Source organism: Tistrella mobilis (genome assembly GCF_041468085.1).
In the GTDB taxonomy this organism is placed as follows: Bacteria; Pseudomonadota; Alphaproteobacteria; order Tistrellales; family Tistrellaceae; genus Tistrella; species Tistrella mobilis_A.
Genome location: NZ_CP121017.1, coordinates 1,398,306 through 1,423,294 on the forward strand (window position 1 = coordinate 1,398,306; position 24,989 = coordinate 1,423,294).

20 protein-coding genes are annotated in these 24,989 nt (G+C 67.5%); 10 read left to right on the forward strand and 10 right to left on the reverse strand.

Features of this window, described 5'->3' with window-relative positions:
* Positions 1 to 7 precede the first annotated feature (7 nt).
* Both P7L68_RS12145 and purE read right to left on the reverse strand, forming a co-directional pair.
* Positions 8 to 1,117 (reverse strand): 5-(carboxyamino)imidazole ribonucleotide synthase, encoded by a 1,110-nt coding sequence (locus P7L68_RS12145; protein ID WP_372005668.1) that lies wholly within the window; start codon positions 1,115 to 1,117, stop codon positions 8 to 10.
* A gap of 41 nt (positions 1,118 to 1,158) precedes the next feature.
* Positions 1,159 to 1,683, reverse strand: a complete 525-nt coding sequence (gene purE, locus P7L68_RS12150; RefSeq protein ID WP_372005670.1) for a 5-(carboxyamino)imidazole ribonucleotide mutase — start codon at positions 1,681 to 1,683, stop codon at positions 1,159 to 1,161.
* Between the two features lie 165 nt (positions 1,684 to 1,848).
* On the opposite strand from purE, the gene P7L68_RS12155 reads away from it, so the two are divergent.
* From P7L68_RS12155 to P7L68_RS12170, 4 genes are all read left to right on the forward strand, one after another.
* Entirely contained in the window at positions 1,849 to 2,412 is a 564-nt protein-coding gene (locus P7L68_RS12155) for a TIGR02444 family protein (protein ID WP_372005672.1), read from the forward strand.
* 111 nt (positions 2,413 to 2,523) lie between these two features.
* Positions 2,524 to 4,254 carry a hypothetical protein gene (locus tag P7L68_RS12160; protein WP_372005673.1) on the forward strand — a complete coding sequence of 577 codons (1,731 nt, stop codon included), beginning with the start codon at positions 2,524 to 2,526 and terminating at the stop codon, positions 4,252 to 4,254.
* 55 nt (positions 4,255 to 4,309) lie between these two features.
* A complete protein-coding gene (locus P7L68_RS12165; RefSeq protein ID WP_014744358.1) occupies positions 4,310 to 5,287 on the forward strand; it encodes a nitronate monooxygenase family protein in 978 nt (325 codons plus the stop codon).
* Between the two features lie 26 nt (positions 5,288 to 5,313).
* Positions 5,314 to 5,808, forward strand: a complete 495-nt coding sequence (locus P7L68_RS12170; protein ID WP_372005677.1) for a winged helix-turn-helix transcriptional regulator — start codon at positions 5,314 to 5,316, stop codon at positions 5,806 to 5,808.
* A 34-nt stretch (positions 5,809 to 5,842) separates the two neighbouring features.
* Here the strand turns inward: P7L68_RS12170 and P7L68_RS12175 are convergent, their stop codons facing one another.
* Positions 5,843 to 8,182, reverse strand: a complete 2,340-nt coding sequence (locus P7L68_RS12175; RefSeq protein ID WP_372005679.1) for a hypothetical protein — start codon at positions 8,180 to 8,182, stop codon at positions 5,843 to 5,845.
* A gap of 134 nt (positions 8,183 to 8,316) precedes the next feature.
* Entirely contained in the window at positions 8,317 to 8,925 is a 609-nt protein-coding gene (locus P7L68_RS12180; protein WP_372006830.1) for a UbiX family flavin prenyltransferase, read from the reverse strand.
* 163 nt (positions 8,926 to 9,088) lie between these two features.
* Between P7L68_RS12180 and P7L68_RS12185 the strand changes: the two genes are divergently transcribed.
* Positions 9,089 to 9,256 (forward strand): YdcH family protein, encoded by a 168-nt coding sequence (locus P7L68_RS12185; protein WP_372005682.1) that lies wholly within the window; start codon positions 9,089 to 9,091, stop codon positions 9,254 to 9,256.
* A 188-nt stretch (positions 9,257 to 9,444) separates the two neighbouring features.
* Here the strand turns inward: P7L68_RS12185 and P7L68_RS12190 are convergent, their stop codons facing one another.
* Together P7L68_RS12190 and P7L68_RS12195 are read right to left on the reverse strand one after the other, a co-directional pair.
* Complete coding sequence (locus P7L68_RS12190) at positions 9,445 to 11,082, reverse strand: acyl-CoA synthetase (protein ID WP_372005684.1); 1,638 nt, start codon at positions 11,080 to 11,082, stop codon at positions 9,445 to 9,447.
* Positions 11,083 to 11,173: 91 nt separating this feature from the next.
* Positions 11,174 to 13,090, reverse strand: coding sequence for an acetate--CoA ligase (locus P7L68_RS12195; protein ID WP_372005685.1), 1,917 nt, complete (start codon positions 13,088 to 13,090; stop codon positions 11,174 to 11,176).
* 542 nt (positions 13,091 to 13,632) lie between these two features.
* On the opposite strand from P7L68_RS12195, the gene P7L68_RS12200 reads away from it, so the two are divergent.
* The 3 genes from P7L68_RS12200 (at position 13,633) to P7L68_RS12210 (ending at position 18,513) form a co-directional block, all read left to right on the forward strand.
* Positions 13,633 to 14,898, forward strand: coding sequence for an MFS transporter (locus tag P7L68_RS12200; protein WP_372005687.1), 1,266 nt, complete (start codon positions 13,633 to 13,635; stop codon positions 14,896 to 14,898).
* 97 nt (positions 14,899 to 14,995) lie between these two features.
* Positions 14,996 to 17,104 carry an ATP-dependent RecD-like DNA helicase gene (locus tag P7L68_RS12205; RefSeq protein ID WP_372005689.1) on the forward strand — a complete coding sequence of 703 codons (2,109 nt, stop codon included), beginning with the start codon at positions 14,996 to 14,998 and terminating at the stop codon, positions 17,102 to 17,104.
* Complete coding sequence (locus tag P7L68_RS12210) at positions 17,101 to 18,513, forward strand: tetratricopeptide repeat protein (protein WP_372005692.1); 1,413 nt, start codon at positions 17,101 to 17,103, stop codon at positions 18,511 to 18,513. Before P7L68_RS12205 ends, P7L68_RS12210 begins: the two co-directional genes overlap by 4 nt.
* Positions 18,514 to 18,579: 66 nt before the next feature.
* On the opposite strand, the gene P7L68_RS12215 is transcribed toward P7L68_RS12210, so the two are convergent.
* The 3 genes from P7L68_RS12215 to P7L68_RS12225 form a co-directional block, all read right to left on the reverse strand.
* A complete protein-coding gene (locus P7L68_RS12215) occupies positions 18,580 to 19,173 on the reverse strand; it encodes a DUF1013 domain-containing protein (RefSeq protein ID WP_372005694.1) in 594 nt (197 codons plus the stop codon).
* A 177-nt stretch (positions 19,174 to 19,350) separates the two neighbouring features.
* Complete coding sequence (locus P7L68_RS12220) at positions 19,351 to 20,376, reverse strand: NAD(P)H-quinone oxidoreductase (RefSeq protein ID WP_372005696.1); 1,026 nt, start codon at positions 20,374 to 20,376, stop codon at positions 19,351 to 19,353.
* Between the two features lie 151 nt (positions 20,377 to 20,527).
* Positions 20,528 to 21,361, reverse strand: coding sequence for an MBL fold metallo-hydrolase (locus P7L68_RS12225; RefSeq protein WP_372005698.1), 834 nt, complete (start codon positions 21,359 to 21,361; stop codon positions 20,528 to 20,530).
* A gap of 297 nt (positions 21,362 to 21,658) precedes the next feature.
* Here P7L68_RS12225 and P7L68_RS12230 point away from each other — a divergent pair, with 297 nt between their 5' ends.
* Positions 21,659 to 22,510 carry an MBL fold metallo-hydrolase gene (locus P7L68_RS12230; protein ID WP_372006831.1) on the forward strand — a complete coding sequence of 284 codons (852 nt, stop codon included), beginning with the start codon at positions 21,659 to 21,661 and terminating at the stop codon, positions 22,508 to 22,510.
* Between the two features lie 206 nt (positions 22,511 to 22,716).
* Here the strand turns inward: P7L68_RS12230 and P7L68_RS12235 are convergent, their stop codons facing one another.
* The gene (locus P7L68_RS12235) at positions 22,717 to 23,625 is read right to left on the reverse strand and encodes a cyclase family protein (protein WP_372006832.1); all 909 of its coding nucleotides are present in this window, start codon (positions 23,623 to 23,625) and stop codon (positions 22,717 to 22,719) included.
* Positions 23,626 to 24,186: 561 nt separating this feature from the next.
* Between P7L68_RS12235 and P7L68_RS12240 the strand changes: the two genes are divergently transcribed.
* Positions 24,187 to 24,966, forward strand: a complete 780-nt coding sequence (locus P7L68_RS12240; RefSeq protein ID WP_372005701.1) for a 3-hydroxybutyrate dehydrogenase — start codon at positions 24,187 to 24,189, stop codon at positions 24,964 to 24,966.
* The last annotated feature ends 23 nt before the right edge of the window (positions 24,967 to 24,989 follow it).

The window sequence follows — 24,989 nt, forward strand, 5'->3', positions numbered from 1 at the left end:
CGCCACGTCAGCTGCGCGCGGTGCCGAGCCGGGTGACATGGCCCATCTTGCGGCCCGGCTTGGCCTCGCTCTTGCCGTAGAGGTGCAGCTTGGCGCGCGGGTCGGCCAGGATCTCGTGCCAGCGGTCGACGTCGGCGCCCAGCAGGTTTTCCATTTCGGCGTCGACCAGCCGCGCGGGATCGCCCAGCGGCAGGTCGGCGACCGCGCGGATGAACTGCTCGAACTGGCTGGTCGCGGCGGCATCGAAGGACCAGTGGCCGGAATTATGCGGCCGCGGCGCCATTTCATTGACCAGCACCCGGCCGTCGCGGGTGACGAACATTTCCACCGCCAGCAGCCCTTCCAGCCCGAAGGCGTCGGCAAGTGCCAGCGCGATGCGTTCGGCCTCGGCGGCGATGGCCTCGGGCACCTGCGCCGGCACCCGGCTCAGATGCAGGATGCCGTTGCGGTGCTCGTTCTCTGCCGGCTCGAAGCAGCGCACGTCGCCGGCGGGCGAGCGGGCGACGATGACCGAAATCTCGCAGCCGAAATCGACCATGCCCTCAAGGATCGCGGGACGGCCGCCGATCGCCGCGAAGGCGGCCTCGGCCGCGGCATGGACGTCGCCCTCGGCCGCAATGCGGGCCTGGCCCTTGCCGTCATAGCCGAGCGTGCGGGTCTTCAGGATCGCCGGCCGGCCCAGCGCCTCGATCGCGGCAACCAGCCCGTCGACATCGTCCACCCGGGCATAGGGCGCCGTGCCGATGCCCAGCCGGTTGACGAAATCCTTCTCGGACAGGCGGTCCTGGGTGGTCTCCAGCACCGTCCAGGCCGGGCGCACCGGGCGCTTCGCCGCCAGCCCCGCGACGCTTGCCGCGGGCACGTTCTCGAACTCGAAGGTCACCACATCCACCGCCGCCGCGAAGGCGTCGAGGGCGGCCGCATCATCCCAGGCCGCGCGGGTCCAGGCATCGGCCACCTCGGCCGCCGGGCTCTCGGCTTCGGGGGCGTAGATATGGACCTTGTAGCCCATCCGGGCGGCCGCGATCGCGGCCATCCGGCCAAGCTGTCCGCCGCCCATGATGCCGATCACCGAACCGGGGGCGAGCGGGGCGGGGGTGGTGGTGCGATCGGTCATCGGGGTCGTCCGTACAGGGTGAGGGAAGATAGGAAGGCGGCTCAGGCCTGGTCGTCGACCGGTTCCAGCGCCACGCCGTCGGTCTGCTCGGCGCGGAAGGCTTCCAGCGCCTCCAGCACGGCGGCATCGTGGTTGGCGACCACCGCGGCGGCAAGCAGGGCGGCGTTCTTGGCCCCCGCCTCGCCGATCGCCAGCGTGCCCACGGGAATGCCGGCCGGCATCTGCACGATCGACAGCAGGCTGTCCATGCCGTTCAGCGCCTTGCTCTGCACCGGCACGCCGAAGACCGGCACGCTGGTCTGGGCGGCGATCATGCCCGGCAGATGGGCGGCACCGCCGGCACCGGCGATGATCACCTGCAGGCCGCGGCTGCGCGCGGTGGCGGCATAATCGGCCATGCGCTGCGGCGTGCGATGGGCCGAGACGATGCGCACCTCGTGCGGGATGCCGAAACGTTCCAGCAGCACCGCGGCATGGCGCATGGTGGCCCAGTCGGATTGGCTGCCCATCACGATGCCGACCAGGGGAGAGGTGGCGGAGGGCGTTCCGGCGGGCGTTCCGGTCATGAAGCCTTGTCCTTCTGTCTCTGGCGGATCGGGCCGGCGCGGCTGCCGGACCTTCAGGAGGGATCGGGGGCGGCGGATCATACAAACACCGCCCGGCCGTGTATACTCGCGCCGACGCATATGCCCTGCGCGCTCCCCAGAAGACATTGCCGGAAGATGCGGATCATGCCCAGCCCCATGCCCCCACCGCCGCTGACCTCCCTCGGCCGTCACGCCCATGCCGTGTATGGCCGGCCGTCTGCGCGTGAGGTCTGCCTGGAAGCCCAGGACGGCCACGGCGCCGACGTGGTGCTGATCCTTGCCTTCCATCATGCCGCGGCGACCGGCCGCCGGCTGGATGCCCACGGCATCGCGGCGCTGGATGCGGCGGCCGCCGGCTGGCGGGCCGAGATCGTCCGGCCGCTCCGGGCCCTGCGCCGCCGTTTACGGGGGGCGGCGCCCGGCATGGCCGGCATGGCGGCGGATCGCGCCCGCACCATCGGTGACGGCGTGCTTGGCCTTGAAATCGCAGCCGAGACGGCAATGCTCGACGCCCTGGCGCCTGCGCTCGACGGTCTGGCCCGGCCGCTTGCATCCGGAGAAGACGGCCGCACCGCCTTTGCCCGCATGCTGGATCTCTATGGCCAGCTTCTGGTCGCCCGTCCCGAGGGCTGGGCAAGGGTCCGGGACGGGCTGGTGGCCAGCATCGGGCCGGCCATTCCGCGGGGTGAGACGGAAGATCGCGCCTGACCGCTCTGCCTGCCCCCTCCCGTCCCGGCTTGATCCCATACCGGATGGGCCCATCTTCTTCCACTTCCAGGGCTCCTGCCCGCCGCTTGCGCCGACGAGGATCGCCCCGAGGTGAGACAGCCCCCCACAAGCTTCGCCGCCGGCCTTGCCCGCCTGGTTCTGGTCTGGATCCTGGCCGGGCTGCTGGTCAACATGCCGGCCCGCTTCGATACCTGGTTCACGCCTGCCCATTTCCGCCTGTCGATCGAGGTGGCGGCGGTGATCCTGCTTGCCCTGGCATTGCCGGGCGGTTTTCCGGTCGCCCGTGGCAGCAGCCTGGCCCGCAGCCCGGCACAGGCCGAACGCTGGTTGCCCGGGGTTCTGCTCCGGCTGGCGGCGGCGGGGCTGGCGGCGCTGGTGCTGCTGAGAGGGGCGGATCTGGTCGCCCATGCCGCCGCGGGCCGGCCGCTCGATCTCGGCCGTGATCTTTATCTGATGCCGGCGCTCTGGGATGTGCTGGCGGGTGATCCGACAAGGCTGGCGGCGGTGCTGGGCTTCTGGATCCTGCCGGCGGTGGCGGTCTATCTGCTTGCCCGTCGCGGTCAGATCCTGGCCCGACGCCACCTGACCGGCGGCCGTCGCCCGGCGATGACCGTGGCGGCGCTGGGGGGCATGCTGGCGCTCGGCCAGGTGATCGGCGCCGCCAGCCAGACCGGCGGTCCGGTAGGGGCGGGGGCGCTGCGTCTTGCCGCCTTTCAGGCCGATGCGCTGAAGGCGCGGGCCGCGATCGAGGCGGAGCTTGCAGCGGCGGTGGCCGACGACCCTGCGGCCGGTCTGCCGGGGCCCGCGCTGTTTCCGCGGCTGCGTGGCCGCGACGTGAACCTGTTCTTCATGGAAAGCTATGGCTGGTCGGCCCATCACGACCCGCGCATCCGCGAGGCCACGGGCCGGCGGCTGGCGCATCTTGGTCGGACGCTGGATGCCGCCGGCTTTCGCGTGGTCAGCGGCTGGCTCGACAGCCCCGTCGTCGGCGGCCAGTCCTGGCTTGCCCATGGCACGCTGCTCTCGGGCCTGACGCTCGACCGGCAGCGGGCCTATGACTACGCGCTCTCGGCCGGGCGCACGACGCTGGTCGATCTGTTCGGCCGTGCCGGCTGGCGGACGGTGGCGCTGATGCCGGCCATCCGCGAAACCTGGCCCGAGGCGGCCGCCTTCGGTTATGACCGGGTGATGGATGCGGCGGCACTCGACTATCGCGGCCCCGCTTTCGGCTGGCCGACCGTGCCCGATCAATATGCGCTCGACCGCTACGCCACCGAGGAACAGGCGCTGGTGGACCGGCCGCCGCTCTTCCTCGAATTCGCCATGATTACCAGCCATCACCCCTGGGGGCCGCTGCCGCCGCTGCTCGACGACTGGTCGATGGCGGGGGCCGCCGGCGGGCGGATCTTCGAAACCGCCGCCCCGCCCGAGGACCAGCCCTTTGCCCGCGACACGGCCGACTGGGCGGAACGCTATGCCAATGCGCTGGATTATACCCTGGCCCTGGTCGGCCGCTGGGCGGTGGAGCGCATGCCTGAAGATGCATTGCTGATCGTGGTCGGCGACCACCAGCCGCCGCTGGTCACCCCGGCGGGTGCGCCGCACAGCGTGCCGATCCACGTGATTGCCCGCGATCCGGGGCTGATCCGTGCGTTCCAGGCCGAGGGGCTGACCCCCGGTCTGATGCTGTCCGCCGATGCGCCGGTCCGGCCGATGGCGGTCTGGCGCGACCTGATGATCCGCGCCACCCGTGATGCCGCACCGCCCGTGGCGGGCTTGCCTTCAGACCTTTCCGGAGATAGCTTCGAAAATCGAAGCTAAATGACACGGGGGCCATCGAAGGCCCCGGTCCTGAACGGGAAGGCAGGAACGCCTCATGAAGACGCGCATCACGGAACTGCTGGGCATCCGGCATCCGATCATCCAGGGCGGCATGCATTATGTGGGCTTCGCCGAGCTTGCGGCCGCGGTGTCGAATGCCGGCGCGCTCGGCATCATCACCGGCCTGACCCAGAAGACACCCGAGCTTCTGGCCCGCGAGATCGCGCGGGCCCGCGAGATGACCGACCAGCCCTTCGGCGTGAACCTGACCTTCCTGCCCACTTTCCAGGCGCCGCCCTATCCGGAATACATCCAGGCGATCGTCGAAGGGGGCGTGAAGATCGTCGAGACCGCCGGCCGCAGCCCCGAGGCCTATATGCCGGCGCTGAAGGCGGCGGGGATCAAGGTGATCCATAAATGCACCTCGGTCCGCCATGCGCTGAAGGCCGAGAAGATCGGCTGCGATGCGGTCAGCGTCGACGGTTTCGAATGCGGCGGGCATCCGGGTGAGGACGACATCCCCAACATGATCCTGCTGCCGCGCGCAGCCGAAGAACTGACCATCCCCTTCGTCGCCTCGGGCGGCATGGCCGATGCGCGCAGCCTGGTGGCGGCGCTGGCGCTGGGGGCCGATGGCATGAACATGGGCACCCGCTTCATCGCGACCAAAGAGGCGCCGGTCCACGAGAACGTCAAGCAGGCGATCGTGGCCGCCACCGAACTCGACACCCGCCTGGTCATGCGCCCGCTGCGCAATACCGAGCGCGTGCTGGCCAATGCCGCGGTCGACCGGCTGGTCGAGATCGAGCGCGAAAAGGGTGCCGACCTCAAGATCGACGACATCCACGATCTGGTGGCCGGCGTCTATCCGCGGGTGATGATCGAGGGTGAGATGGATGCCGGCGCCTGGAGCTGCGGCATGGTCGCCGGTCTGATCCACGACGTGCCGAGCTGTCAGGAACTGATCGACCGGATCATGTCCGAGGCGGAAGGCCTGATCAATCAGCGCCTTGCGGGCATGATCGCCGGCTGACGGCCGGGCGGGGAGGGGAAAGCACGGTGGCGCGGGAACCGCTCGATCGGATGAATTGCAGCATCGCCCATGCGCTCGACGTGGTGGGATCGATCGACGGTTTCCTGATCCTGCGCAACGCCTTCAACGGCATGCGCACCTTCGACGCCTTCCAGGACCATCTGGGCCTGTCGTCGAGCGTGCTTTCCACCCGCCTGAAGCAGATGACCGAGGCCGGCATCCTGCGCAAGACCCCGTCGCCCACCGATGGCCGGTCGTATGAATATCGCCTGACCGAACAGGGGCTCGGCCTCTATCCGGTGATGGTGGCGCTGCTCCATTGGGGCGAGCGCTGGGCCCCGGACCCCGGCGGCGAGCGCATGTTCCTGACCGAAACCGCCACCGGCCGCCCGGTGGCGCAGATGGCGGTCCGCTCCGAAGACGGCCGCCCGCTCCGCCCGCAGGAAATCACCGCCGTGGCGGGGCCGGGGGCGGACGACAAGATCCGGCAGCTTGTGGGGTGGCGGCACCGGCAAGGCTGACACCGCCACCCGGATGAGGGCGACAGGAAGCCGATCAGGCCTCGATGGCCCCCCAGTTCTTGTAGACGGCCCGCGTGCCGAGATGTTTCCAGGTGACGCCGCCGTCGCCGGCCGTGCCGGAAGTATGCGTCGGCGGCGTGGTGCCGGTGGTGCCGTCTGCGGTGGCCTCGTAGGCCTCGGTGCCGTTATAGCGCAAGTCACCGATCGCGACCGTTTCGCCCGTCGTCCAGGCGAACTGCACCATGTGACCGCCGGTCACCACCACCCAGCCGATGTTGCCGCCAGCCGTCGGGTTGAGTCTGAAGCGGATGTCGCCCCGCTTCACTTCGGTGTTCCAGAGCCACGGAGAGGCGGCGAGGTCGACATGCCGCAGTTCATGCCACATGCCCAGCTGCATGCCGTTGATGAAGCGCGGCGTGCCTGACCAGTTGGCGTCGGAGTCGAGCATCGGGACGAGGCGCCGGGTCTCAGGCGTTTCAAGATTGGAAGCTCCCTCGTAATGCCGAACCCGCATATGGGGCTGCCCGTCGATGACGGTCAGTTCGCCGTTGCGCAGGGTGAGCGGTGCGGTGGTGTTGTGCCCGCCCATGTCGATCAGCAGGCCGTCGCGTCCATAGGGGGCTGAAACCGTCGCCTGATGCAGGGCCTCCGTCGGACGAACGCCGATCGACCAGCTGCCGTAGATATTCCATTCATTCACCGGTGCTGCCGGGTCTTTGGGGTCGAAACCCGACGGATCGGCGATCGAAAAGGGAAGCCTTTCGAGGAAGTAGCGGGTGCTCGAGGCAACACCTGCCAAGGCGACCCGGTTATCACGGAGATTGGCGTCTTCTTCCAGATACATCAGCCAGACACCCGGAATGGCCGTCCAGGTGATGGTGCCGTCGGTCACCTGTCCGCCGGCGAGCAGTGGCCAGTTGGGTTCGCTGGCCGCTGTCTGGCCACTCTGAGTGGCGCTGTACATCAGGCCCGTCGCCTTGCCGAGTGGCGGGATGACCATGGCCTGTTTTCCGGCCTCGATGGCGAACGTCCGCCCTGCGCTCCAGCGTGCGATATTGCCGCCCACACCTTCCCCCCGCACCGAAATCTTCGATTCCTGGAGCCGGGCACTTACCAACAGGCCGCAGCGCAGCGCCTCACCGCCGGTGTCGCGCGAATTGGTCGAGGACAGATAGACGCTCAGATCGATCTCGCCGTTATAGAGCGTGGCGGTCGCGTTGCCGTCCTGGCCGGGGTTGCGCCGGACCTCGATACCGACGGACTCGAGCGACGTGTCCCAGGGCATTTCGCAATGGACATGCCTGATGACGCGGCAGCCGTGGAAGGATCCGTTGGCCTCTCTGGTTTCAAAGACGACGCCACGGACGGTGTTGGCGGTGACGCAGTCTTCGAAGACGGTGTATTCGCTGTACAGAAATTCCTTCGGGGCGCCGAAATCCGGCGGCAGGCCGAAATCGGGAACCGCGTTCAGAAAGTGGATGGAGATATCCGCAGGATGGGCGTAGTTCGACACGCGGATGCGCTGGTTGACGGTGAACATGGCGCCGGTGACACAGATGCCGGTGTGGCCACCGGTCACGCCGGCCTTTTTGATGACCGAGAAGTCGCGAATGCCCCAGCCGCGCGGGCAATCCCGATTTTTGAGCGTGTCCAGGGTTTCGAGCATCAGGCAGTACTGATGGCCGCCGGTGTGGACCAGCATGGTGACGCTGGTACCGCTGCCTTCGAGAACCGTCTTGTTGATACGGTGTCCGCCCGCGAGCGGGATCTCACCCTGGGGCAGGATCACATGGCGAGAGGCGGCGAGCGCCCTGTTCAGGGCCGCCGAATTGACGACGCCCTCGGAACTGGTCAGGCTGCGCGGGCGGCAGCCATACCAGGCGGCATAGACCGGCCCTTCGAAGCTTCGCCGCCAGCGGCCGGGACTGGTGCCGGCGACCGCGTCGGGTTTGACCAGGATACCGTCGTCATCGGCCGCGGTCGAAGCGGGATCGTAGACGAACCAGCCGCTACCACCATCACCGGGCAGATCGTGGCCGTGGACATAGACCGCCCCGTTCAGCACCGGCCAGGCCCTCAACCCAGCCAGATGAGCGGGATATTCGACGCCGCCGTCGACCGGGTCGGCCGACCAGATCAGGGTGCCGTCGGTGCGATCGAGCCGGGCGGCTGCCGGGGCATCATCCAGCCAGATCTCGGGGAAACGGCCATCCGCGTCGGACAGGATCGGATGGCCATGGGTGGCGGTATGGGCGGCATCGACCCAGGCCGTCTTGGGCGTGGTGGTGCCGGCATCGAACAGATGAAGTCGGGTGGACGGGTAGGGCGTGCCGTTGCCATCGACCGGGACGGGGATCGGCAGGACGAACTTCATGGGGCAAACTCCCGCTGCAAATGCTGTCCGGAGGCCTCCGTTCCAGGCTGGCGCGGAATACCTTCGGATGCGGGAGTCAGGCTAAGTACCGACAGGTTTCGTGTAAAAATCTGTTATGTTGCAACATGTTGCATCTAAAGATCAGCCTGTGCCTTATCCGGAGTGGCTGCCGTCTCCCGCCACCGCTTCAGCCCCGGCGTGTCGATGTCGAAGAGGTCCAGGACCCGGCCGAGGGTGTGGTCGATCATCGCCTGCAGGCTGTCGGGCTTTGCATAGAAGGCCGGCACCGGCGGGGCGATGATGGCGCCGGCTTCGGCGGCCTGGGTCATGGCGCGCAGATGGCCCAGATGCAGCGGGGTTTCGCGGACCATCAGCACCAGCCGGCGGCGTTCCTTCAGCACCACATCGGCGGCCCGGGTCAGAAGGCCGGTGGTGTTGCCATAGGCGATCTCCGACAGGCTGCGGATCGAGCAGGGGGCGACCACCATGCCCAGGGTGCGGAACGAACCGCTGGAGATCGCGGCGCCGACATCGCGCGGATCATGGACCGTATGGGCCAGCGCCTTCACCTCGGCCACGCGCAGATCGGTTTCGTAGGCAACCGTCATTTCGGCCGCCTTGCTCATCACCAGATGGCTCTCGATCCCGGCCGATTTCAGCAACTGCAACAGACGGATACCGTAGACGACGCCCGAGGCGCCCGAGATGCCGACGATCAGACGGCGGGGCCCATGCCGGGCCATGCCATTCATTGCCGTCATCGAACCGTCATCAGGGGGGTTGAAGCCGTCCGTCGTCATATCCACGTAACTTTCTGAGGGGTCGCCCTGTGAAAGGGGCCGGGCCGCGCCACGGGAGGTGGCGGTCTGTCCCGGTCCAAGATGGTATTGCGCAACGGAGGTGTCCATGAGCGTTCAGGCGCGTGTCGAAGCCTTGAAGCAGAAGCATGCCGCTCTCGACGAGGCGTTGCACAGTGAATACATCCGCCCGAAGCCGGACGATCAGGCGATCGCCGAGCTGAAGCGCAGCAAGCTGAAAGTCAAGGAAGAGATCTCGCGGCTGGAGATCAACTGACCCGGTAGACCCGCCTTCCCGAGGCCGTAGTGCCCGCCGGCGGGATGCCGGCCTGTGCTGCGGCAATCAGGCCGCGGCCGTCTGGTGCCGATACGGCCGATGAAGACCCCCGCGATCCCGCGAAACCCCTGCCGCCCGGATGGACGGCAGGGGTTTTCGTATGACGGGGGCCGGCTGCCTGTAGTTTCTTACAGCTCTCGCGCCCGTTCGCGGAGCACGAATTTCTGCACCTTGCCGGTCGAGGTCTTGGGCAGGTCGGTGAAGACGAAGGTCTTGGGCAGCTTGAAGCGGGCCAGATGCTTCGCGCAGTGCTCGCGAATCTCGGCTTCGGTGGTGGTGGAACCGGGCTTCAGGGTGATGAAGGCGCAGGGTGTTTCGCCCCACTTCTCATCCGGCCGGGCGACGACGGCGGCTTCCATCACCGCCGGATGGCTGTAGAGCACTTCTTCGACCTCGATCGACGAAATGTTCTCGCCGCCCGAGATGATGATATCCTTCGACCGGTCCTTGAGTTCGATATAGCCGTCGGGGTGCATCACCCCCAGATCGCCGGAATGGAACCAACCGCCGGCAAAGGCCTTGTCGGTGGCCGACTTATTCTTCAGATAGCCTTTCATGGTGATGTTGCCGCGCATCATCACCTCACCCATGGTCCGGCCGTCGGCCGGTACGGGCTCCAGCGTTTCGGGATCGGCGACCGTCAGCCCCTGCTGCAGGGCATAGCGCACGCCCTGGCGCGCCTTGATCCGCGCACGCTCCTCCAGCGGCTTCGCATCCCATTCGGGCTTCCATTCGCAGACCACCACCGGGCCGTAGACTTCCGTCAGGCCATAGACATGGGTGATCTCGAAGCCCATCGCCTCCATGCCCGCAATCACCGAAGAGGGCGGGGCAGAGGCGGCGGTCATCATCTGGATCTTGTGGTCGAAATTGCGCTTCACCTCAGCGGGCGCATTGACCAGCAGGCCGAGCACGGTGGGGGCCCCGCAGAGATGGGTGACGCCGTGGGTCTCGATTGCATCGAAGATCGCTTTGGCCTCAACCCGGCGCAGGCAGACCTGGGTACCCGCGGCTGCAACCATGGTGTAAGGGAAGCACCAGCCCGAGCAATGGAACATGGGCAGGGTCCAGAGATAGACCGAGCCCTTGGGCAGATCCCAGGTCAGGATGTTGTTGACCCCGTTCATCCAGGCGCCGCGATGGCTGTAGACCACGCCCTTGGGATCGCCCGTGGTGCCCGAGGTATAGCCCAGCGAAATCGATTGCCACTCGTCGGCCGGCATCTCCCAGGCATAGTGGGGGTCGCCTTCGGCCAGCAGCGCCTCGTACTCGATCTCGCCCAGGAACTCGCCATGGGTGATCGCCGGGTCGTCGATGTCGATCACCAGGGGCTTGTCGTCCAGCAGCTCCAGCGTCGCCTTGATCACGCCGCTGAATTCGCGGTCGGTGAACAGGACCTTGGTTTCCGCATGTTTCAGGATGAAGGCGAGCGCTTCCGGGTCGAGCCGGATGTTCAGCTCGTTCAGCACCGCGCCGGTCATCGGCACGCCGTAATGGGCCTCCAGCATGGCGGGCGTATTGGGCGCCATGATCGACACCGTGTCGCCATAGCCGATGCCGCGGGCCGCCAGGGCCGAGGCCAGGCGCCGGCAGCGGGCATAGAGTTCGCGATAGGTCCAGCGCTGATCGCCATGGATCACCGCCACCCGGTCGGGATGGACGTCGGCCGTGCGCTCCAGCAGCGAGAGCGGGGTCAGCGGCTGGTAGTTCGCCGGGTTGCGATCGAGGTTGGTGTCGTATTTCGACGGGGTGCTCTCGGCCGACATGGGGTGGTCTCTCCGGATGGTCCTGAAAACCTGAAGGCGCGACCACCCGCAAGGCGGTCGCGCCAGGATCGTTATAATTCCGCAGAGCGGATCATTCGTCGAGGGTTGAGGTGTCGCCCTCTGGCAGCCCCAGCTCGCGGGCCTTGAGCAGGCGGCGCATGATCTTGCCCGACCGGGTTTTGGGCAGCTTGTCGACGATCACCAGTTCCGAGGGCTGGGCGATCGGGCCCAGATCCTCGCGGACATGGGCGACCAGCTTCGCGACCAGGGCCTGATCGCCGGTCTCGCCGGCGCGCACCACCACGAAGGCCTTGATCTTTTCGCCCTTCAGATCGTCGGGCAGGCCGACCACGGCGGCCTCGGCGACGGCCGGATGGCCGACCAGAGAGCTTTCGACATCGGCCGTGCCGATGCGGTGGCCGGCCACGTTGATGACGTCGTCGGAGCGGCCGAGCAGGGCGATATAGCCTTCATCGTCCCGCACCGCCAGATCGCCGGTGACATAGCCGCCCAGACGTTCCGACCAGTAGCTTGCATAGCGCTTGGGGTCGCCCCAGACCGTACGCAGCATGTAGGGCAGGGGCTGTTCCACCACGAACAGCCCGCCCTGACCATTGGGAACGTCCGCCCCCGTCTCGGGATCGACGATCCGGGCGAGCAGCGTGGGCATGGCGATGCCGGCGCGGCCCGGCCGGCTGGCCATGGCCGGATAGGTGCCGAGCATGGGGCTTGCCACCTCGGTCTGGAAGAAGTTGTCGACGCAATGCGCGAAGGCCTCGCCGTCATCCGAGAGGATCTCGCGCTGCGCCCAGGACCAGGCCTCGGGGTTCAGCGGCTCGCCCGCGCAGGCCATGACCTTCAGGCTGCGGCGGGAGTATTTCTTCACGAAATCGCTGCCGAACCGCATCCACATCCGCACCGCCGTGGGCGCCGTGAACATCTCCGTCACCCCGAAGCGGTCGACGACGTCCCAGGTGACGCCGGCATCGGGATAGTCGGGGGTGCCTTCACGGATGATCTGATGACAGCCGACCAGCATCGGCCCATAAGCGATGTAGGAATGACCCACGATCCAGCCGATATCCGACAGCGACCACCAGACCGAATCCTGCGTCACGCCGAAGAAGGTGCGGATCAGCGTGTCGCAGCCGACCATATAGCCGCCATGGACATGGACCACGCCCTTGGGCGCGCCGGTGGTGCCCGAGGTATAGAGGATGAAGAGGGGATCTTCCGCCTCCATTTCCTCGGCCTCGATGAAGTCGGGCTGATGGGCGATGAGGGCGGCGAAATCGACCTCGCCGGCCGCGACCTCGCGACCGGTGCGCGACAGCACCACGACATGGTCCAGCTTCGGCGCATCCTCGCCCGAAAGGGCCCGGTCGACGATGCCCTTCAGGTCGACGATCTTGCCCCGCCGCCAGGTCGCGTCGGACACCAGCACCACTTTCGCGCCGCTATCCTGGATGCGCTTCTTCAGCGCACCTTCGCCCATGCCGGCATAGACCATGGAATGCACCGCGCCGATGCGCGCGCAGGCATGCATCGAGAACACGCCTTCCGGGGTCAGCGGCATGTAGATGACCACCCGATCGCCGCGGGCGACACCCAGGCTTTTCAACCCGTTGGCAATCCGGCAGACCTCGGCCAGGGCCTCGGCATAGGTGAAGCTGCGTTCCTCGCCGTTTTCCGAGACGAAGGTCATCGCCTTGGCTTCGCCGCGGCCGGCCTTCACATGGCGGTCCAGGCAGTTGATCGAGATGTTGGTACGTCCGCCGGTGAACCACTGATGGTCCGGCATCTCGAAACGGCAGACCTCGTCCCAGGGCTTCGTCCAGGTCAGGCTTTGCGCCCGCTCTGCCCAGTAGCCGAGCGGGTCGGCATTGGCGGCGGCGACATAGGCCTTCGGATCCTTCACCGTCGCGGCCTCGACGACACGCGCCGGCGGATCGAAGCGTTCGGTGACGGTCAGCAGCGCGGCGATCTTGGCGGCGGCCTGATCGGACATGGTCGTTTCCCCCTGGCTGCGGACGGCCTGCGCCTCGACGCAATAATTATCGGGATGCCCGGCCCGTCGTCCGCGTAATTTCCCACCGGTTCCCGTTGAAAGAGTTGATCGGGTAAAACATGGTTCAAGTCAAGGGTGTGGACCCCCTCCGATGGTCGGGGGGCGGGGCGCCGGTGCAGACACGCATCCGCAGGACCGGCCCGCTATCCGCGGTGGTGTATCATCTGTCTTGAAATTAAATTATAATCAACAGGCAAAACAAAAAATCTACTTGCGTGTACACTCACGTAAATACATGATCATTCTGTCGCGGCCATCTCCTTCGTCCCCGCCGCGGCTCGTTTCCGGGAGTTAGCCGGCCGATCAGCGGTTGATCGGCCGGCCTTTTTCCATGAGATTCCTGCGGATCTGAGGGCAAGCTCTGCTTCGCCTTCTGCCAAGATGGACGGGAGTATGGGGTAATTGCCGACAGTGAGATGATGACGAACCCTGTCGGGCGCGGCTAAATGCCGCGCAGTCTCATCTCTCGCGGAGCCGCCCCCATGCCCGCCTCTCCCGCATCCTCGCGTCAGCCCGGCTTCGGCCTGGCGGCCTGGACCGTCGTGGTCATCGGCTTCCTGTCGCTCGGGCTCGCCTTTTCGACCCGCGCGGCGCTGGGCCTCGCCATGCCGGTCTGGGAACAGGCGGAAGGCTGGAGCCGGACCGAGGTTTCCAATGCCGGTGCGCTCGCCCTGGTGGTGATGGCCCTGCTGGCACCGACCGCCGGTCTTTTGACCGACAGCCATGGGCCGCGCCGCCTGCTGGGGGCCGGGCTGGTGATGGTTGCCGCCGCGGCCGGGCTGATCTCGCTGGCTGACGGGCCGGTGATGCTGATCCTGGCCTTCTCGGTTGTCGGCGGCATCGGCTTCGGTGCGGTGGCGACCCATGTGGTGGCGACCGCCGTGGCACTGATGGTGCCGCCCGCCCGCCGCGGCTTCGCCACCGGCATCGCCACCGCAGGTGCCACGGCCGGGCAGCTGGCCCTGGTGCCGATCCTGTCGGTCTGGATGACGGCGGACGACTGGCGCAGCGGCTTCATCGGCCTCGCCATTGCGGCCGGCGTGGCGGCGGTGGCGGCTTTCGTGCTGCTGCCGCGGGCCCGCGCCGCAGCGGTCGCCTCAGGAGGGGTTGCACCGGTCGCAGAGCCCATGGCCCGGCGGATCGGCTTCCTGGCCACCAATCCGGTTTTTCACGCCCTGTTCTGGAGCTTCTTCATCTGCGGCATCACCACCTCGGGGGTGATCGAGGTGCATCTGATGCCCTATGCCGCACTCTGCGGTTTCCCGCCATTGCCGTCCGCCACGGCCTATGGCGTGCTTTGTGCCGTCAATCTGGGCGGCATGATCCTGGCGGGCCATCTGGGCGACCGGGTCGATCGCGGGCGGTTGCTGGCGGTCATCTATGCCGGCCGGGCAGGGGCGCTGGTGCTGCTGGTCTTCATCGGCGACGATTACGGCCTGCTGCTGATCTTCGCGGTGCTGTTCGGCCTGTTCGACTATTCCACCGTCGCCCCTACCGCGGGTCTTGTCGCCGACCGCCTGGGCCTGCACCGGATGGGCCTGGCCATGGGGCTGCTTTCGGCCGGCCACTCGCTGGGTGCCGCGCTGGGTGCCTGGGCAGGCGGCCGGATCTTCGCCGCCACTGGCGATTATGCCGGGCTCTGGTATGGCGCTGCGGCACTTTCGGGCGTGGCGGTGCTGATCGTGCTGACCCTCGCACGGCCGCGCGGCCGCGATCTGCGCCCCGGGCGGGAGGCGCTGCCTGCCTGATATGTGGTCACCTGCCATTAATTTCGTGTCACGCAGCTTCCCTGACCTCCGGTCGGGAGACTATGCTGGGGCCTGATTGGACACGATGACAGGCGAGATGATCACACCGGCCACCATGCCCTTCAGCCTGACACCGGATCAGGCGGCGGCGCTCGATGCGATCGAGGCCTTCCTGCGTGACGACGCACCGGATGCCTTCATCCTGCGCGGCGGGGCCGGCACCGGCAAGACGGCGCTGATCGCGGCCCTGGTCGCCCGGATGGCGGGGCGGAACCTGTCTCCGGCCCTGGTTGCCCCCACCGGTCGGGCGGCACGTATCCTGACCCACAAGGTGGGCCGGATGGCTGGGGGCGAGGCCGTGACGGCCGTGACCATCCATCGTGCGATCTATGCGCTCGACCGGATCGAGGTGAACGAAGAGGCCGTCTCCGAGACCGATCCCGGCATGCGGATGATCTTTCCGCTGCGGGGGGAGGAAGCCGTTGCCCCGCTGATCGTGGTCGACGAGGCTTCGATGGTCGGCGACCGCGAGATGCAGGGCGATCTGCTGCGCTTCGGCTCCGGGCGGTTGCTGGCGGACCTGATCGCCTTCTGTCGCATGCGGCGACCGGGGCGCGAACGGGATCGGCTGGCGAAACTGCTTTTCGTCGGCGATCCCGCCCAGCTGCCGCCGGTGGGGGAAGAGACATCGCCTGCGCTCGATGCCGGTCATCTGGCCGCGGCCTTCGGGTTGAAGGTCACCGGCTTCGACCTTGCGACGGTGCTGCGCCAGGCCGAGGGCAGCGCCATTCTGGACCGGGCGACCCGCATCCGCGAGGCGCTGGCGGCGGAGCGGTTCGACACGCTCTCTCTCAGCCCTGATGGCGCGGAGATCATGGAGGTGGATGCCGCCGGTGCCGTCGGGGTGATCGTCGACGGCATCCGTGCGCGGGAACAGGCGGTGGCGGTGGTGGCCTCCAATGCCACCGCGCTCGACTACAACCGCAGTGTCCGCGAACGGCTCTGGGGCGATGCCGCCTTGCCGGTGCAGGCCGGCGACACGCTGCTGGTCAACCGCAATTCACGCCGCCATGGCCTCAGCAACGGCGATGTGGTGAAGGTGTTGTCGGCCGACGATCCGGCCGAAACCGTGCCGGTGCCGCTCGCCGGCGGCCATCTGGTCACCCTGCGTTTCCGGCATGCGGTGGTGGCGCATCGCGAGGGCGATGGTACGGTCGTCCGCACCCGCTGCCTGTTGCTCGAAAACCTGCTCGACCAGCCGGGGCGGGACCTCACCCCGCTGGAACAACGGGCGCTGCTGGTCCATTTCCGCACCCGTCATCCGGATCTGTCGCCCAAATCCGCGGCCTTCCGGCAGTTGATCGTGGAAGACCCTTATGTGAACGCGCTCCAGGTCAAATACGGCTATGCCGTCACCTGCCACAAGGCCCAGGGCGGGGAATGGCAGACGGTGCTGGTCCATTTCGCGCCCGGCCGCGGTCTGCGCAATCCGGCATTCTTCCGCTGGACCTACACCGCCATCACCCGGGCGGTGCGCCGGCTGATCGTGGTCAACCCGCCGGATTTCAGCCCGGCGGATGTCTGGGCGCATGATCCGGCACCGGCAGCCATGGCCGACACCGCGTCAGAGGATCCGCGGACGGATCCCGACTGGTATCGGCTGTCCTTTCCCGGCACCGCCGCCCCGCTGATGGCGGTCCACCGCCGGCTGCGCGCCGCCTGGGCGGCCCGGGGGATCACGATCGAAGGGCTGCAGCATCTTCAGTATTGCGAGCGCTACACCCTGGCCCGCGACGGCCGGCGGGTCATGGTGCAATACCACTACAACGGAAAGTTCCGGCCCGGCCGGGCCGGCCTGGCGCCGGGCGGCGGCGATGCCGGGCTGGCCGGGGATGCCATCAGGGCGTTCCAGGCGCTTGAGGATGATGGGGCCGGGGCGGGGCAGCCGGCCTTCATCCGGGATTTCCTGATCGAACTGGACGCGGCGCTGGCGGGGACGGCCATCCGGCGCACCGGCCAGAAACCGATGCCCTATCGCCTGCGCATCGGCCTGGCAGATGCCACCCGTGCGGGTGAGATCGATGTCATCCACGACGCCCGCCAGAACTGGACCGCGGTCCAGGAGGTCGGCGGCCCCGGCGCGACCCACGGGCTTTGCGACGAGCTGCGCCGGTTGATGACCGCACATATCGGTTACCGGCCGTGAGCTCGCGGGAGATCTTCGCCCTGCGCCGGCAGGGCCGTCATGCCGAGGCGCTGGATCTGGCGCGCCGTGCCCATGCCGATGCCGGGGACGGGGCGTCCGATCTCTGGCTGCTGCGCGCCTATGCCTGGGTGCTGTACGACCGGATCCGGCAGGCGGTGGAGGCGCACGATGCCGGGCGCCTGTCCCCCACCGCGCTCACCGCTGCAATCTCGCCGCCCCTGCGCGAATTCTCACGCATGGGGGATCCCCTCCGACGGGACAGCGCCTTCTCGCAGATCCTGCGTCTGGCCGGGAAGGTCTCAGGCGTCTGGCCGGACTTCCTGGCCTTTGCCCATTGGGCCGGCATCGACGACTTCACCTGGGACGACCGCGAGCCATTCGTGGACGAAACCGGCCGCAAGCTCGACGACCTGCGCACCCGCTTCATCCGGGCGGTCTGTCGCGCCACGGTGGCGAAGGCAGGCGCCGGCGGTCCTGAGGGCGCAGCCGTGGCCTGGGGGAGGGAGGTACTGGATCGTGCGCTTGAGGCCAGGCCCGATGATCAATGGCTGAACTACTACCGCAGCAGGTTGCACCTCGCCGATGGTGAGACCGCACAGGCGAGCCGCCGCCTGGTCCCGGTGCTGCGCCGTCAGGGGCGGGCGGCCTGGGTCTGGGGTCTGCTGGGCGAGATCCTGGAAGAGGCGGGCGCGCGGGGCGATGCCCTGATCTGCCTGATCCATGCCACCCGTCTTGCCCGCGAGGAACAGGAGCTGGGCCAGCTGCGCATCCGCCTGGCCCGGCTTCTGGCGCTCGACAGCCGCTTCGACGAGGCGGCGGAACAGCTGCGCCAGGCGATGCAGTACCGCGAGCAGCACGGCTATCGCATCCCGCCGGAACTGGCGGGCCTCTGCGCGGCCGACTGGTTTGCAGGCGCGGTTGCGCGGGCGCCGGCACCGGTTGAAGCCGAAGCCGAAGCCTTGCTCCGCGGGCTGGAGCGCGCGAATCTCAGCTACAGCCCGGGCGTGATCGACCATGTCAACACGGCCAAGGCGTTGAGCTATGTGGCGACGGGTGCCAGCAGCGGCTTCGTCCTGCCCCATGGCCGGTTCCCGGCGATCAGGGATCTGGTGCCGGGCACGGTGGTGGAGGTCGGCCATGTCACGGCCGACGGGCCCGCGCTCGACTGGCGCCCCTCTGCCGCCACATCCCTGCCGGGGCTGTGCGAGAGCTTCACCGGCGTGATTGACCGCCAGGAGGACCAGGCTTTCGCCTTTCTGCGCAGCCCCGGGGGCGATGTCTTCGTGCCCCCCGATCTTGCAGCCGGGGTTGCTGTGGGCAGCTGGCCGGGCCGAAGCTGCCTTGCGATCCGGCGGACCGACAGGAAGGGGCGCACCGGCTGGCGGGCCGTCCGGCTGTCTGGCGCCTGATGCATGAACGCAACGGGCGGCACCCGCGAAGGTGCCGCCCGTCAGGTTTACCCGGCCGGTGACGGCTCAATAGTCGTCGTTGAAGCCGAACTCTTCGTCATCGTCGAACTTCATCGGTTCGGGGATCTGCTCGTTGGGGTCGCGGTTCAGCCGGCGGATGGCCAGCTCGCGGTTCAGGTCGGTCTGGGTGCACAGGCCCAGCAGCACCGGATCGCGCGGCTTGATATTCGGGCTGTTCCAGTGGGTCCGGTTGCGAACGGCATTCACCGTCTGCTTGGTCGTGCCCAGCAGCTTGCAGACCTGCGCATCGTCGAGCTCGGGGTGGTTCTTAAGCAGGAAGGCGATCGCGTCGGGCCGCTCCTGGCGCTTGGCCACGGGGGTGTAGCGCGGGCCCTTGGTCCGGCGCATCAGCGGCACGGTCGGCTCACGCAGCTTCAGCCGCGCCGCCGGGTTGCGCTCGCAGCGCGTCACCTCTTCCGGGGTGAGCTGACCGTTCTTGATCGGATCCTGACCGACGATGCCGGTCGCGACGTCACCATCGGCGATGCCCTGAACCTCCAGCGGATGAAGGCTGCAGAACTCGGCAATCTGGTCGAAGGTGAGGGCGGTGTTCTCGACCAGCCAGACGGCAGTGGCCTTCGGCATCAGGGGACCAGCCATGTCGCTCCTCGTTCGAACTGTTCAGGCTACCGCCTGGCAGGCACCCGCTGGGGGCTCGGGGATGGGCCCCCGGCGGCGGTCGTGCCGATGACTATAGCGAAGCCCCGGCTTTAAACGAAAGCCGCGCGACAGGCAAGCACCGTCGCGCGGCCATTTGTGTGACCGGCGGCCATGGGCTCAGAGATCGGCCACCTTCAGCACGATCTTGCCGACATGGGTGCTGCCGTCCAGGCGGGCATGTGCATCGGCCGCCTGCGTGAAGGGTATCACACTGTCGATCACCGGCCCGACCCGGCCGGCTTCGATCAGCGGCCAGACCTTTTCGGCCAGCGCATCGGCGATCGCCGCCTTCTCGGCCACCGGCCGGGCGCGGAGTGTGGAGCCGGTCACGGTCAGCCGCTTCATCATGATCGGGCGAAGGTCGACCTCGGTCTTCGGTCCCTGCAGGAAGGCGATGTAGACCAGCCGGCCGTCGCGGCGCAGCAGCTGCAGATTGCGGCCCAGATAGGGGCCGCCGACCATGTCCAGGATCACGTCGACACCGGGATCGCCGGCGGTCGCGGCCTCGACCGCCTCTTTGAAATCCGTGGTGCGATAATTGATCGCAAGCGTCGCCCCCAGCTCTTCGCAGGCCCGGCACTTGTCGTCGGACCCCGCCGTGGCATAGACCTCGGCGCCGAGCGCCGCCGCCAGCTGGATGGCGGTGGTGCCGATACCGCTGGATCCGCCATGGACCAGCAGGCGTTCACCCGCCTTCAGCGCGCCGCGCTCGAAGACATTGGTCCAGACGGTAAAATAAGTCTCGGGCAGGGCGGCCGCCTTCACCAGGTCCAGCCCCGCCGGCACCGGCAGGCATTGTTCCTGGGGGGCCGCCACATATTCCGCATAGCCGCCACCGGTGACCAGCGCGCAGACCCGATCGCCCGGCTTTACCCGGGTGACGCCGTCGCCGGCCGCGACCACCACGCCTGCAACTTCCAGTCCCGGAATGTCCGAGGCACCGGGCGGCGGGGGGTAGTTGCCCTGGCGCTGCAGCGAATCCGGCTTGTTGACGCCGGCGGCGGCAACCCGGATCAGCACCTCGCCATGGCCTGGATGCGGGACGGGGCGCGTGCAGGGCTTCAGTACCTCGGGACCACCGGGGGCGGTGATCTCGATCGCGGTCATGGTGTCGGGCAGTACGGTCTCGGGTTGGGCGGTCATGCGGGGCGTCTCCGGTCTTGTCCTGCGGTGGCGGGGCACCACCGCGGCCCCGGTCGGACGGGGCACGGCTGTCGGAAATGATCATTCCGGTTCGCGGCCGAGCATGGACCCAAAGCCGGCCGGATGGAAGGGGGCGCGGATGCGGGCAGGCTCAGGGCTCCAGCACCATGCCCTCACGCGCGACCACCGTGCCGGGCCGGCGTTCGGCAACCTCGGCGGCGATGCGGTCCATCTGCTCGTCGTCATGGGCCGGGTCGTGATGGAAGACGACATAGGTCTTCACGCCCGCTTCCTCGGCCAGCCGCATGCCGGCCGACCATGTGGAATGGCCCCAGCCGATCCGGCTCGGATATTCCTCATCGGTGAACATGGCGTCGTAGACCATGATGTCGGCACCGGCCACCAGCTCGGCGATACGCGGATCGACGCCCTCGGCCGGGTGCTCGGTATCGGTGATGTAGCAGATGGAGCGGCCGTCGAATTCGACCCGGTAGCCCACCGCCCGTTGCGGGTGGTTGAGCAGGGCGGTGCGGATCCGGATTCCGGGATGCGGCTCCAGCACATCGCCCGGGGCGAAATCGCGGAAGCTCATATCCGCCTTCATGATCTCGACCGGGACCGGAAAGACCGGGTCGCTCATCAATGCACACAGCAGGTCGCGCAGATTGCGCTCGGGATGCAGGTGCCCGGCCCACATCCGATAGGTGTTGCGCGGATCGAAGGCGGTCGAAAAGAACGGGAAGCCGCAGATATGGTCGAAATGGGTGTGGGTCAGGAACAGATCCGCATCCACCGGAACCCGGGTTCTCAGCTCGTCGTCCAGGACACGCAGCCCCGTGCCGGCATCGAAGATCAGGCGTCGGTCTCCGCATCGTATCTCAAGACACGACGTGTTGCCGCCATAGCGGACCGTCGACGGGCCGGGGCAGGCGATGCTGCCGCGCACGCCCCAGAACTTCACCCAGAATTCCTGTGTCTTTGCCAATCCCTTACCCGCCGTTTCGAGCGGCCTCTCCTGTCCGACCCCGCGTGCTCTACAGGTATATGGTGACAGGGATGCGACGACACCCCATGCGGTTCCGGCATGGCCGGCCCGCACCGGTGTCTTTCCGGCGGTCCCTGTCCGTTCGGCCACCGCTCTCCCGGCGGTGATCCGTGCGTCTCCCGAACGGCAGTTTGCCTGCTTCGGTGGCGTGATGCAAACCGCGCACATCTTGCCCGGAACGTCGCCGCACACTACGGTTCTGAAGACGACAGGCCGATCACCACGAACAGGCGCATGATGACCTTTTCAGTCGCCTTCTGGGGGGTACGCGGCAGCATCGCCTGCCCCACACCCCGTCATATGCGCTATGGCGGCAACACGTCATGCGTGGCGGTGACCTGTGGGGACCGCCAGCTGATCTTCGATGCCGGTACCGGCATCCGCGAGCTGGGGCACCATATGAACCTTGCGGGCGTGCGCACCGCCACGCTGCTGCTGTCGCACACCCATTGGGACCACATCGTGGGCTTTCCCTTCTTCTCGCCCGCCTTCCGCCGCGGCAACCGGTTCGAGGTGCTGGCCGGCCATCTGATCGCGTCGGGCGGCATCCGGCGGGTCATCGACCGCCAGATGCAGGCGCCGACCTTTCCGGTGCCGCTGGAGGCGATGAATGCCGAGATGACCTTCGACGATTTCGCCGCCGGAGATACGCTGATGCTGGGCCCCGACATCCGGGTCCGGACCCTGCCGCTCAACCACCCCGACGGTGCTACCGGTTATCGCATCGACCATGCCGGTCGGTCTGTAGCCTACATCACCGATACCGAACATCGCCCCGACGGACCCGATCAGAATGTGCTGGCGCTGATGGACGGGGTGGATCTCGCGATCTATGACAGCACCTATACCGACGACGAATATCCGGCCAAGGCCGGCTGGGGGCATTCCACCTGGCAGGAAGGGGTGCGTCTGGCGCGGATGGCCGGCGCGCGCCGGCTGGCCATCTTCCATCACGACCCGGATCACGAGGATGATTTCATGGACCGGGTGGGGGCGGCTGCCGCGGTGATGTGGCCGTCGGCTTTCGTTGCCCGCGAGGGTCTGGTGGTCGACCTGTTGACCGACAGCTTCCACGATCTGCCGCGCTGACGACGACACCCCGCCCGGCAGGGCCGGACGGGGTGCGGTCTTGCTGCGAAGGAAGAAGGGACGGCGCCCTGCGCCGGGCCGCACCGGCGCCGCCCCGAGTGGCATGGGCGGGCGGGGAGACAGGAGGGAGCACCCGCCCACGCCGCGTCGCCGCCATGCCTGCTGCCTCGTTGCATGACGGCCACGAAAGCGTCAGCCGCGTCCGCTCAGCGGATGGCGACCGGGTTGATGATTGCCTGCACCGCGCCGGTATAGCGGGGCTGGCCCAGCACGAACATGAACTCGTACGCCTTGTCTTTCGCGAGTTCGGTGGTGTTCATGTTCTCAAGGATGTAGACGCCGTTCTGGGGCAGCAGAATCTGGTGCACCTCGAAAACGCCCGCGCCCTGCTCGAAGGGGATCACCTCCAGCGCCCAGCTGTCGGCGCCGACCGCGACCACGCCCTTCTCGGCCAGATAGCGCGCGCCTTCGCGGCCGAGGCCCGGCTCGCCGGTCGAATAGCGTTTGTCGTCCTTGCCGATCAGGCTGATCCAGCCGGTGTGGAACAGCACCACGTCGCCCTTGCGGATCTCGACGCCCTGCTTCTTTGCGACCTCGTCGATCTCGGCCTTGTTGAAGGCGGTGCCTTCCTTGACGACATCGGTGCCGTAATGGGCGGCCATGTCGAGCAGCACGCCGCGGGTGGTGATCGGGGGCACCTTTTCGATGCCGAGCTTGGTCAGCCCGGTCATCGCTGCGAAATCCTTGGCCTGATGGCCGTTATAATAGGTGCCGTCGATGCCGATATGGCCAAGACCGTCGAGCTGGCTGCCGATGCCCATCCAGCCTTCGACGATGTCGTCGTTGTAGGTGGTCTTGGTCGGCCCCAGGCTGGCGCCCTGGGTCTGGCCCGGCTGAACGACATAGATCTTGAAGCCGCGCGGCGCATAGGCCGGCGTCTTGGAATTGGTTTCGATGCCGAGCGGATAGGTCTTGCCGGTCTTGACCAGCTGGGCCGCCTCCAGAACCTTTTCGGGGCTGAGGTTGTTGGCGGCGCCGATCTCGTCATCCGGGCCCCATTTGGACTTGGTCCAGTCGTCGGCGGCCAGTGCGACGCCGGCGATCAGACAGCCCATGGCGGTTGCTGCGGCGGTGCGTGCAAGGCGCCGGGCATGTCTGCGGACGGACAGGCCGGTACCGTGGCGGGTCGTGGTCATAAGGGTCTTCTCCTCCCTGAGCGGTCCGGCCTGTTCCGGGCCGGATCGCCGCCTGACGTGGCCGGCCGCTCCGTTGGGCAGAAGTGGCAGCCGGTCCACCTGCAGCCCCCGCCATCGTCATCGTGGCGGGGTGCATGCCATCGGGGCGTGTCGTTCATTCCCGGAGATGCCCCCGGATGCCGCCCCTTTGCCGTGAATGGTTAACTGAATATTATCGGCGCGCAAGCTGATTATAAATTTAGCGCAATGTAAGAAATCTTTTGTCTAGTTTCTTGATATTTTGATCACTTTAAACATGGTTTGAGAATTGATGCACTACGAAGGTATGCATCTGATCATGTTGCGCTGCGGCAGGCAGGCGCGGCCTTGACGCTGGCGGGGGCGGGCCGGGCGGGGCTAGACTGCGACGGCGCTGCGGGATCCTCCGGAAGGGCTTCCGGGGGCGGCGGCGCCGTCAGAGTTCAGAGGAGCCGTTTCGTCATGAGTCTCAAGGGTAAGACCGCGCTCGTCACCGGGTCGACCAGCGGTATCGGGCTGGCCATCGCCCGCGCGCTGGCCTTGGCCGGCGCCGATCTGGTCCTGAACGGTTTCGGCGACGCAGCGCAGATCGAGGCGCTGGTGGCCGAGATCCAGGCCGAGGCCGGGGTGAAGGTCGTCTATGACGGTGCCGATATGAGCAAGCCCGCCGAGATCGAGGCGCTGTTCGCCAATGCGGCCCCGAACGGGATCGACATCCTGGTCAACAATGCCGGCATCCAGCATGTGGCGAAGATCGAGGATTTCCCGGTCGGGCAGTGGGACCGGATCATTGCGATCAACCTGTCCTCCGCCTTCCACACCAGCCGGCTGGCGCTGCCGGGCATGAAGGCGAAGGGCTGGGGCCGGATCCTGAACATCGCCTCGGCCCATGGCCTGGTCGGCTCGGCCGAGAAATCTGCCTATGTTGCGGCCAAGCACGGCATCGTCGGCCTGACCAAGGTGACCGCGCTCGAGACCGCCGAGACCGGCGTCACCTGCAATGCGATCTGCCCGGGCTGGGTGCGCACGCCGCTGGTCGAGCGCCAGATCGAGGCCAAGTCGCAGGAGCACGGCATCTCGATCGAGGAAGCCAGCCGCGACCTGCTGGCCGAGAAACAGCCGACGCTGCGCTTCACCACCCCGGAACAGCTGGGCGGCGTGGCGGTCTTCCTGTGCAGCGCGGCGGCCGACAACATCACCGGCATCTCGCTGCCGGTCGACGGCGCCTGGACTGCCCGCTGACCCTGCCTTTCATCATCACAAAC

Bases quoted from the DNA above. Each gene is read 5' to 3' on its own strand.
- P7L68_RS12155 (WP_372005672.1), top strand. From the start codon at position 1,849: ATGCCCAGCCCCATGCCCCCACCGCCGCTGACCTCCCTCGGCCGTCAC.
- purE (WP_372005670.1), bottom strand. From the start codon at position 1,683: ATGACCGGAACGCCCGCCGGAACGCCCTCCGCCACCTCTCCCCTGGTC.
- P7L68_RS12200 (WP_372005687.1), top strand. From the start codon at position 13,633: ATGCCCGCCTCTCCCGCATCCTCGCGTCAGCCCGGCTTCGGCCTGGCG.
- P7L68_RS12235 (WP_372006832.1), bottom strand. From the start codon at position 23,625: ATGGGCTGTCTGATCGCCGGCGTCGCACTGGCCGCCGACGACTGGACC.
- P7L68_RS12185 (WP_372005682.1), top strand. From the start codon at position 9,089: ATGAGCGTTCAGGCGCGTGTCGAAGCCTTGAAGCAGAAGCATGCCGCT.
- P7L68_RS12240 (WP_372005701.1), top strand. From the start codon at position 24,187: ATGAGTCTCAAGGGTAAGACCGCGCTCGTCACCGGGTCGACCAGCGGT.
- P7L68_RS12175 (WP_372005679.1), bottom strand. From the start codon at position 8,182: ATGAAGTTCGTCCTGCCGATCCCCGTCCCGGTCGATGGCAACGGCACG.
- P7L68_RS12195 (WP_372005685.1), bottom strand. From the start codon at position 13,090: ATGTCCGATCAGGCCGCCGCCAAGATCGCCGCGCTGCTGACCGTCACC.
- P7L68_RS12215 (WP_372005694.1), bottom strand. From the start codon at position 19,173: ATGGCTGGTCCCCTGATGCCGAAGGCCACTGCCGTCTGGCTGGTCGAG.
- P7L68_RS12180 (WP_372006830.1), bottom strand. From the start codon at position 8,925: ATGGCCCGGCATGGGCCCCGCCGTCTGATCGTCGGCATCTCGGGCGCC.
- P7L68_RS12145 (WP_372005668.1), bottom strand. From the start codon at position 1,117: ATGACCGATCGCACCACCACCCCCGCCCCGCTCGCCCCCGGTTCGGTG.
- P7L68_RS12220 (WP_372005696.1), bottom strand. From the start codon at position 20,376: ATGACCGCCCAACCCGAGACCGTACTGCCCGACACCATGACCGCGATC.
- P7L68_RS12165 (WP_014744358.1), top strand. From the start codon at position 4,310: ATGAAGACGCGCATCACGGAACTGCTGGGCATCCGGCATCCGATCATC.
- P7L68_RS12230 (WP_372006831.1), top strand. From the start codon at position 21,659: ATGACCTTTTCAGTCGCCTTCTGGGGGGTACGCGGCAGCATCGCCTGC.
- P7L68_RS12205 (WP_372005689.1), top strand. From the start codon at position 14,996: ATGATCACACCGGCCACCATGCCCTTCAGCCTGACACCGGATCAGGCG.
- P7L68_RS12190 (WP_372005684.1), bottom strand. From the start codon at position 11,082: ATGTCGGCCGAGAGCACCCCGTCGAAATACGACACCAACCTCGATCGC.